Annotated in this window: 9 protein-coding genes; all 9 read right to left on the bottom strand. The window is 63.6% G+C overall.

Going from position 1 to position 8,114, the window contains the following annotated elements:
* Positions 1 to 975: cell division protein FtsZ (ftsZ, locus tag SKA58_RS11070; protein ID WP_037543454.1), on the bottom strand; the 975-nt coding region annotated here is incomplete at its 3' end.
* 106 nt (positions 976 to 1,081) lie between these two features.
* A complete protein-coding gene (ftsA, locus tag SKA58_RS11065) occupies positions 1,082 to 2,365 on the bottom strand; it encodes a cell division protein FtsA (RefSeq protein ID WP_009822518.1) in 1,284 nt (427 codons plus the stop codon).
* A gap of 5 nt (positions 2,366 to 2,370) precedes the next feature.
* Positions 2,371 to 3,312, bottom strand: coding sequence for a cell division protein FtsQ/DivIB (locus SKA58_RS11060; protein WP_037542998.1), 942 nt, complete (start codon positions 3,310 to 3,312; stop codon positions 2,371 to 2,373).
* On the bottom strand, positions 3,305 to 4,270 hold the full coding sequence (locus SKA58_RS11055) for a D-alanine--D-alanine ligase (protein WP_009822516.1): 966 nt from the start codon (positions 4,268 to 4,270) through the stop codon (positions 3,305 to 3,307). The genes SKA58_RS11060 and SKA58_RS11055 overlap by 8 nt, the downstream gene beginning before the upstream one ends.
* Positions 4,267 to 5,193 carry a UDP-N-acetylmuramate dehydrogenase gene (gene murB / locus SKA58_RS11050; protein ID WP_198005959.1) on the bottom strand — a complete coding sequence of 309 codons (927 nt, stop codon included), beginning with the start codon at positions 5,191 to 5,193 and terminating at the stop codon, positions 4,267 to 4,269. The genes SKA58_RS11055 and murB overlap by 4 nt, the downstream gene beginning before the upstream one ends.
* Entirely contained in the window at positions 5,163 to 5,360 is a 198-nt protein-coding gene (locus SKA58_RS11045; RefSeq protein ID WP_009822514.1) for a hypothetical protein, read from the bottom strand. The genes murB and SKA58_RS11045 overlap by 31 nt, the downstream gene beginning before the upstream one ends.
* A complete protein-coding gene (gene murC / locus SKA58_RS11040; protein ID WP_009822513.1) occupies positions 5,360 to 6,787 on the bottom strand; it encodes a UDP-N-acetylmuramate--L-alanine ligase in 1,428 nt (475 codons plus the stop codon). Before murC ends, SKA58_RS11045 begins: the two co-directional genes overlap by 1 nt.
* Positions 6,784 to 7,950 (bottom strand): undecaprenyldiphospho-muramoylpentapeptide beta-N-acetylglucosaminyltransferase, encoded by a 1,167-nt coding sequence (murG, locus tag SKA58_RS11035; protein ID WP_037542995.1) that lies wholly within the window; start codon positions 7,948 to 7,950, stop codon positions 6,784 to 6,786. The genes murC and murG overlap by 4 nt, the downstream gene beginning before the upstream one ends.
* Positions 7,947 to 8,114: FtsW/RodA/SpoVE family cell cycle protein (locus SKA58_RS19870; protein WP_009822511.1), on the bottom strand; the 168-nt coding region annotated here is incomplete at its 5' end. The genes SKA58_RS19870 and murG, both read right to left, overlap by 4 nt.

The raw sequence follows: 8,114 nt of genomic DNA, 5'->3' as shown, positions 1-8,114 counted from the left end.
GCTGCCGACCTCATTATCAATGCCGGTCGCCACCACCGACACGCGGATCTTGCCGTTGAGATTGTCGTTGAAGGCGCTGCCCCAGATGATGTTCGCGTCGGGATCCACAAGCTCACGGATATGGTTCGCGGCCTCGTCCACTTCCATCAGGCGCATGTCGTCGCCGCCGACGATCGAGACGATGACGCCCTTGGCCCCGCGCATCGAAACGCCGTCAAGAAGCGGGTTGGCGATCGCCTTCTCGGCCGCCTGGAGCGCGCGGCCGTCACCCTCGGCTTCGCCGGTGCCCATCATGGCCTTGCCCATTTCGCCCATCACCGACCGCACGTCTGCAAAGTCGAGGTTGATGAGGCCGGGCATGATCATGAGGTCGGTGATCGAACGCACGCCCTGTTGCAGCACTTCGTCCGCCATCTGGAACGCTTCCTTGAAGGTCGTGTTCGGATTGGCGATAAGGAACAGATTCTGGTTCGGAATGACGATCAGCGTATCGACATGCTTCTGCAATTCCTCGATACCGCTTTCCGCAGACTTCATGCGACGATTGCCTTCGAAGGTGAAGGGCTTGGTCACGACGCCAACGGTCAGGATGCCGCGATCGCGCGCGGCCTTGGCGATAACTGGGGCAGCGCCCGTGCCGGTGCCGCCGCCCATGCCAGCGGTGATGAAGCACATATGCGCGCCATTGAGCGCCTCTTCGACCGAGGCGATGGTCTCTTCGGCCGCGGCCTTGCCGATTTCAGGGCGCGACCCCGCGCCCAGCCCTTCGGTGATCTGCGGGCCAAGCTGAATGCGGCGTTCGGCGGGTGAGCTGTTGAGCGCCTGCGCATCGGTATTAGCGACGATGAAATCGACCCCCTCGACCGACGCGGCAATCATGTTGGCGATGGCATTGCCACCCGCACCGCCGACACCGATCACCGCAATGCGCGGCTTCAGTTCGTCCACATGGGGCGGGCTGATTTCAATGCTCATATATTCTGCTCCCTCAGCTTCCTCGTCAGGAAGCGACACCGTCATCATTCGTTAACACCAGAAAATAGGGGATTCACCACCTAATTTCGTCTTTGCCAAAAATCGTTCAATAGTTCGCCTTGATCGCGCGCATCATGCGCTGCCACCAGAGCGGCGTTCCCAGCCGATGCACGGTCTGCGGCGCGGGCGCCATCGTGCGGAGATCAACCGGGTTGGAAGCACCGTAAAGCGCCAGGCCGGCCAAAGTTGCAAAGGCCGGGCCGCTATGTGCTTCGGGCATGGCGGACAGGCCCCGGGGTCGGCCGATCCGTACCGCGCGACCGAGCGCGCCCTGCGCGTAATCGGCGATGCCCTTCATTTCCGCGCCACCGCCGGTCAGCACCACCTGGCGGCCGGTCGAATTAAAGCCCATCCCGGCAAGCGCCGCATTCACTTCGGTCATGATCTGGTTCAGCCGCTCGCAAATCACGCCGACCAGCGCCGCGCGCGTGATCTTGCCGCCTTCCGCATTAGGGCCGGCCGCCTGTCCTGGCACCGCGACGTCGCCATGGGGCGGCGCGATCTCGATCATCTCGCGAAAATCACGCGGATTCTGCATCGCAGATCCGTAGAAGCATTTGATCCGTTCCGCCTGGCTGCGGCGAATGCCGAAGGAGGATGCAATGTCGTCAGTGATGTCGGACGCGCCCATCGGGATCGAATGCAAGCCCACCAGCATGCCCCCGGCATAGAGCGACACATTGGTCACGCCCGCGCCCATTTCCACCAGCGCGACGCCCAGGTCGCGCTCTTCCTCCGACAGGCAGGCAAGGCCCGTCGCGATGGGAGAGGCGACGATGGAATTGACGTTGAGATACGCCCCGCGCACGCACAGGTCGAGATTAGCGAGCGGTGCCCCGTCGGCCAGGACGACATGGATATCGACGCCCAGCAGGTCGGCATGCATGCCCAGCGGCTTTTTGACCGGCACCTTGCCATTGATGGTGAAGCAGGTCGGCTGCGCATGAAGAACGATGCGGCCATCGGGGTCGATGCCCTGTTGTCCGGTCGTCAGCAGATCGTCGATATCGGGTTGCTCGATGCGATAGCCGCCCATGTCGCGTTCAACCGTAACGACATCGCTGACCAGGCTGCCGCCCGAAAAGCTGACCCACACATCCTCGATATTGGTGCCCGCCACGCGCTCGGCCTGCTCGACGGTTTCCCGCACGGCCAGTTCGGTGCGCTCCATGTCGGCGATGAAGCCGCGGCGCACGCCGCGGCTTTCCCGCTGGCCTGTGCCCAGGATCGCCAGTTCACCCGTATCGGTGCGCCCGGCGATCAGCGCGGACACCTTCCAGGAGCCTATGTCGACGGCCGTGATGAGCTTTTCGACCTTGGGCTGCGGCATGGCTGTCAGCCTTCCTCACCGATAGGCTGCGCGGCAGCGCTCGTGGCGGCCTCGATCGGCTTTTCCTCCACGCGTCCCTGCGGCAGGCGCAGGACAAACCGATCAGGGTCGCGCATGTCGAAGCGAACGATGCCGCGTCCAAGCAGTCGGTTGACCCCGTCCATTCGTGCGAAATTCACCAGCGCGGACGCCGATTGTGTGTCGCCTTCCGGCAGGGACAGCGTCTCACCCGATTGGAAACGCAAATCCCAGCGCCGGTTGCCGACCCAGGTCGCCCCAGCCAGCATGGGTTTGAGCGCAGGCGCATTTTCCATCAGCTTGTTGAGGCCCGCAGTCTGCCGGTTCGCATTGGGGCCAACCACAAGCGGCAGGTCCGGCATGGCGCTGGCCGATACCGATTGCAGCACCACGCCCGACACGTCGATCAGGTGCAGTTGTCCGTCATGCTGCCACACGGCGACCGGGTCCCGCTCAACGATATCGACGACCAGCGTATCGGGCAGGCGACGGGAAATGCGCGCATCCTTGACCCAACCCAGTTTCAGCATTTGCTGGCGCACATGCGGAAGGTCAAGCGAGAGCATCGACCGGTCCACCTGTCCCAGCGCGATATTGTAGACCGGCAGTTCGTCCATGCGCTCGACACCGCGCACTTCGACCTTTTCAACTTCGAAACCGGCGCGCGCCGCGATATCCGCCGCTTGTTGGCGCGCCACTTCCGGGAGACCAAGGTAGATTGCGATGCCGATCAGGATCGCGCCAAAAATGCCTACAATCGTCCAGCTGGCCATGCGCTGGAGCGTCGCTTCACTGACCGGAAGATGCTCGATCAACTTGTCGATCCAGCTTTGCCGCTTGAGCGACCGTGCGCGGCTGGAGCGTCCGGCCCCATTGCCCTTGCTGCTCATGCGCGCGGCCCCGCCGCGCCTAATCCGTGCCTCAGCCATGCCCCTGCCCCGTTCCGTCTGACGCCCCGGCGCGGTTCAGCGCCTCCTCCACGATCGTTTCAACCAGCGTCGCATAGTCGATGCCCAGCTTCGCCGCCTGTTCAGGGACCAGACTGAGCGGCGTCATGCCCGGCTGCGTATTGACTTCCAGCAGATAGAGGCCGTTCAGCCCGCGCTCGTCATCCCAGCGAAAGTCCGCGCGCGAGGCCCCCTTGCAGCCTAGCAGCTGATGCGCGCGCAAGGCGATCGCCTTGCAGGCTTCGCTGATGTCCGGCGGAATGTCGGCCGGGCAGACATGCTCCGTCATGCCATCGGTATATTTGGCGTCGAAGTCGTAAAAGCCGCTTTTGGGCCGTAGTTCGGTCACGAGCAGCGCTTCATCGCCCAGCACGGCGGTCGTCAGTTCGCGGCCGCGAATATAGGGTTCGGCCAGCAGTTCGGGGAAATCCTGCCACGGCCCGACGGCATCGCGGGCGATCGGATTACCGTAATTGCCCTCCGCCGTGACGATGGCCACACCGACCGAACTGCCTTCATTGACGGGTTTGAGCACATAGGGGCGCGGCAGTGGATCGGCGGTGAAAAGGCTTTCGCTTTCCACGACATGACCACCGGGCATGGGAATGCCGTGCGGGACCAGCGCCTGCTTGGTCAGTTGCTTGTCGATCGCGATGACGGAGGTGGCAAGGCCGCTATGGGTATAGGTCAAGCCCATCAGGTCCATCATGCCCTGCACCGTGCCATCTTCGCCAGGGACGCCGTGCAGCGCGTTGAAGATGACGTCTGCCTTCGTTTCGGCAAGGCGCTGCGCCACGTTGCGGTCCATGTCGATGCGGGTGACTTTGTGGCCGCGCGACTCCAGCGCCTTGGCCACACCCTCCCCGCTTGACAGCGACACCGGCCGCTCCGCCGACCAGCCACCCATCAGGACGGCGACATGCCAGGGGCCGCGCGTCATTGCGCCATCCCCACGCGCTGAATTTCCCATTCCAACTCGATACCGCTCTTTTCTCGAACGCGGCGGCGAACCTCTTCGCCCAGCGCTTCGATGTCAGTGCTGGTTGCGCCACCGGTATTGAGCAGGAAATTGGTGTGTTTCTCGCTCACCTGCGCGCCGCCGATCTGGAGCCCGCGACAGCCGGCCTCGTCCACCAATTGCCAGGCCTTGTGACCATCCGGGTTCTTGAAGGTAGAACCGCCGGTTTTGCTGCGTAGTGGCTGGCTTTCCTCCCGCGCGGCTGCAATGCGGTCCATTTCGGCCTGGATCGCGGCCGATTCACCGGGATGGCCGCGGAAGGTCGCGCTGACCACGATCGCGCCGTCGGTGAGATTGGAGTGGCGATAGCTGTAGGCAAGGTCGCGGTTGAGCAAAGTGACCTGCTCGCCCGATCGCAGCACCAGCTCACACTCCAACAGGATATCCGCTGTCTCGCGGCCGTAAGCGCCGCCGTTCATGCGAACAAAGCCACCAACGGTGCCGGGAATGGAGCGCAGGAATTCGAGCCCCGCGATACCCGCATCGCGCGCTGTCGATGAGACGAGAATGCCGGACGCGCCAGCGCCGCAAACCAGCGTAGTTTCGTCCTGCCGTTCGACCTTTGCGAACGGCTTGCCGAGCCGAACGACCACCCCCGGCACGCCGCCGTCGCGCACGATCAGGTTGGAGCCAAGGCCAAGCGCCATGACCGGCATGTCGGGGTCAAGCTGCGCCAAAAAGTCGGACAGATCGTCCGCATCCTGTGGTTCAAACAGCCATTGCGCCGGGCCGCCCGTCTTGAACCAGACAAGCGGAGCCAGCGACGCAGCGGGCTTGAGCACACCCCGAACGGCGGGAAGAGCATGCTTCCTGGTCAAGAGCGCAAGCCCCACAGGCTCATCCATTTTTGCATCGCGCTCACGCCGGACTCGTTCGCTTGAACAGCCGCCATGCCGCCTTCAACCTGGCGTTGGGCGGCCTCGACCATGTCGCGCGCTGCTTCGACGCCGCGCATCTGAACGTCGATCATGCGCTTCTGCATTTCCAGGCCTACGGCAAAAAGCTCGAACATCAGGCGGTCTCCTTGCTCTTGGCCGAAATGGCGGCAGCCAGGCCGGCGGCCCATTTGGTGATGTCGCCCGCCCCCAGGCAAACGATCATGTCATCGGGCTGAAGATCGGCGGCGATCTGGGCGGCGAGATCGGCGGCATCGGCGACGGTCGCAGCATGGCGGTGGCCGCGCCGCTTCAAGCCCGCGACCAGCGCGGCGCTGTCGACGCCTTCGATGGGTTGTTCGCCCGCGGCATAGACGGGCGCGGCATAGACGATGTCGGCGTCGTTGAACGCCTGCTGGAATTCATCCATCAGGTCGCGCAGGCGGGTGAAACGGTGCGGCTGGACTATGGCGACGACGCGTCCGAGCGCCCCTTCGCGCGCGGCGGCCAGCACGGCCCTGATCTCGACCGGATGGTGACCATAATCGTCGATGACGGTTGCGACGCCGCCCTCAAGTTGAACCTCACCTACCTTCGTGAAGCGGCGTTTCACGCCGCCGAATTTTTCAAATCCCGTGCAGATGACATCATGGGTGATGCCCAGTTGCAAGGCAACGCCGATGGCGGCCAGGCTGTTCGACACATTATGCCGGCCTGGCATCGGCAGCAGGATATCGCTGATCTTCTCGACATGGCCGTCACGATCGCGGATCAGCACGTCGAAGAGATTCCCGCCCGGCACCGGCCGGACATTTTCGCCCCTAATATCGGCCTGCGCCGAAAAACCGTAGGTGACAATGCGGCGGTCCTGCACGCGCGGCAGGATCGCCTGCACTTCGGGATGATCGAGGCACAGCAGCGCCGCGCCGTAGAAGGGCACATTGCCGACAAACTCTACGAAGGCGTCCTTCACCCTGTCGAAACTGCCATAATGGTCGAGATGTTCAGGATCGATATTGGTGACGACCGCGATGGTGCCGTCGAGCCGCAGGAAGCTGCCGTCGCTTTCGTCCGCTTCCACCACCATCCAGTCGCTGTTGCCCAGACGTGCGTTGGAGCCATAGCTGTTGATGATGCCGCCGTTGATGACCGTCGGATCGACCCCGCCCGCATCGAGGAGCGCTGCGATCATCGACGTGGTCGTGGTCTTGCCATGCGTACCGGCTACCGCGACGGTCGATTTCAGCCGCATCAATTCGGCCAGCATCTCAGCGCGGCGGATCACAGGCACGCGGGTTTCGAGCGCCAGTTCCACTTCGGGATTGCCGCGCTTGATCGCGGTCGAGGTCACGACCACGGCGGCATCGCCCAGGTTTTCGGCCTTGTGACCGATCATCACCTTGATGCCCTTAGCCCGCAGCCCTTCCACGACATAGCCTTCGGCCACGTCCGAGCCCTGCACGCTATAGCCCAGATTATGCATGACTTCGGCAATACCGGACATGCCGATGCCGCCGATGCCGATGAAATGGATCGTGCCGATGTCGGTGCCGACACCCTTCATGCGGGAACTCCCTGGAGATTAAGCGTTGTGGGCGTCGGACCGACCTTGACCGGATCATTCATGATCGGCGCACGGCCGATGCTTTCCAGCAGGTCTGCCATATCGCGCGCGGCATCCGGGCGACCGCAGTTCCAGGCACGCTTGGCCGCATTCTGGAGCGCGCCTGGCTCCATCGCCATCTTCTGCATCTGCTTGGCCAGTTCAACCGCGGTGAAGCGGCTTTGCGGGATCGTGCGCGCGCCACCGGACTGCGTCATTTCACGAGCATTGGCGGTCTGATGATCGTCCATCGCGCTGGGCAGCGGGACAAGGATGGCGGGGCGGCCAGCGCACGTCAGTTCCGCCAGCGTCGATGCGCCGGCTCGCGCGATCACCAGATGCGACCAGCCCAGCTTTTCGGGCACGTCGTTGAAATAGGTGGCAAGGTCAGCAGGGATTTCCATCTCCGCATAGGTTTTGCGCACGCGATCAATATCCTCGGCGCGGCACTGCTGCGTCACTTGCAGGCGACGGCGAAGCGCGACGGGCAGCATCGACAGGCCTTCCGGCACCACATTAGACAGAATGGATGCGCCCTGGCTGCCGCCGATGACGAGCAGGCGGAACACGCTTTCATTAGTGAGCGCCGGGAATTCCTCCTCGCGCAACTGCTTCACTTCCTCGCGCACGGGATTGCCGATCAGGTGCACCTTGCCGGCGTGGCGGGATTTCAGGCGCTCGACATCGGGATAGGCGGTGACGATTGCATCGACCCGGCCGGCGAGCAGGCGATTGACCCGTCCCAGCACGGCATTTTGTTCGTGAATCGCAGTCGGAATGCCGTCCGCCAAGGCTCCCAGCAGCGCCGGCATAGCGGGATAACCGCCAAAGCCGACCACGGCGGTCGGGCGAAAGGTTTCGTTGAGGCGGCGAGCCATGGCGCGCCCGGCGAGGATCGCCTTGACTGCACCCGGCCAGCTTGCCGGGTTCCTGGTCATGCGGCCCGCCGGCATGACATGGACCTGCGCGCTTTCGAAAATACCGGGAATCTTGGCGCCTCGCTCATCGGTGACGAGCGCGACATGATGGCCGCGCGCCATCAGTTCCTGCGCCACCGCATGGGCGGGTATCATGTGACCCCCCGTCCCGCCGGCGGCGAGGACGAAGTGACGGGAAATGCTCATCGACCACTCCATTTGACCACCGTATGCCGGCCCATGAAGGGATTGCGCCGCGTGAAGGCGAGCAGCAGGCCGACCCCGGTGCAAAGCGCCAGCATAGAGGAGCCGCCATAGCTGATAAAGGGGAGCGTCATGCCCTTGGACGGAAATATCTGCGCATGACGCCC

Source organism: Sphingomonas sp. SKA58, from assembly GCF_000153545.1.
Taxonomy (GTDB): domain Bacteria; phylum Pseudomonadota; class Alphaproteobacteria; order Sphingomonadales; family Sphingomonadaceae; genus Sphingobium; species Sphingobium soli.
The sequence above is the reverse complement of the archived record's forward strand: the minus strand, read 5'-3'. Positions and strand labels throughout refer to the sequence as shown.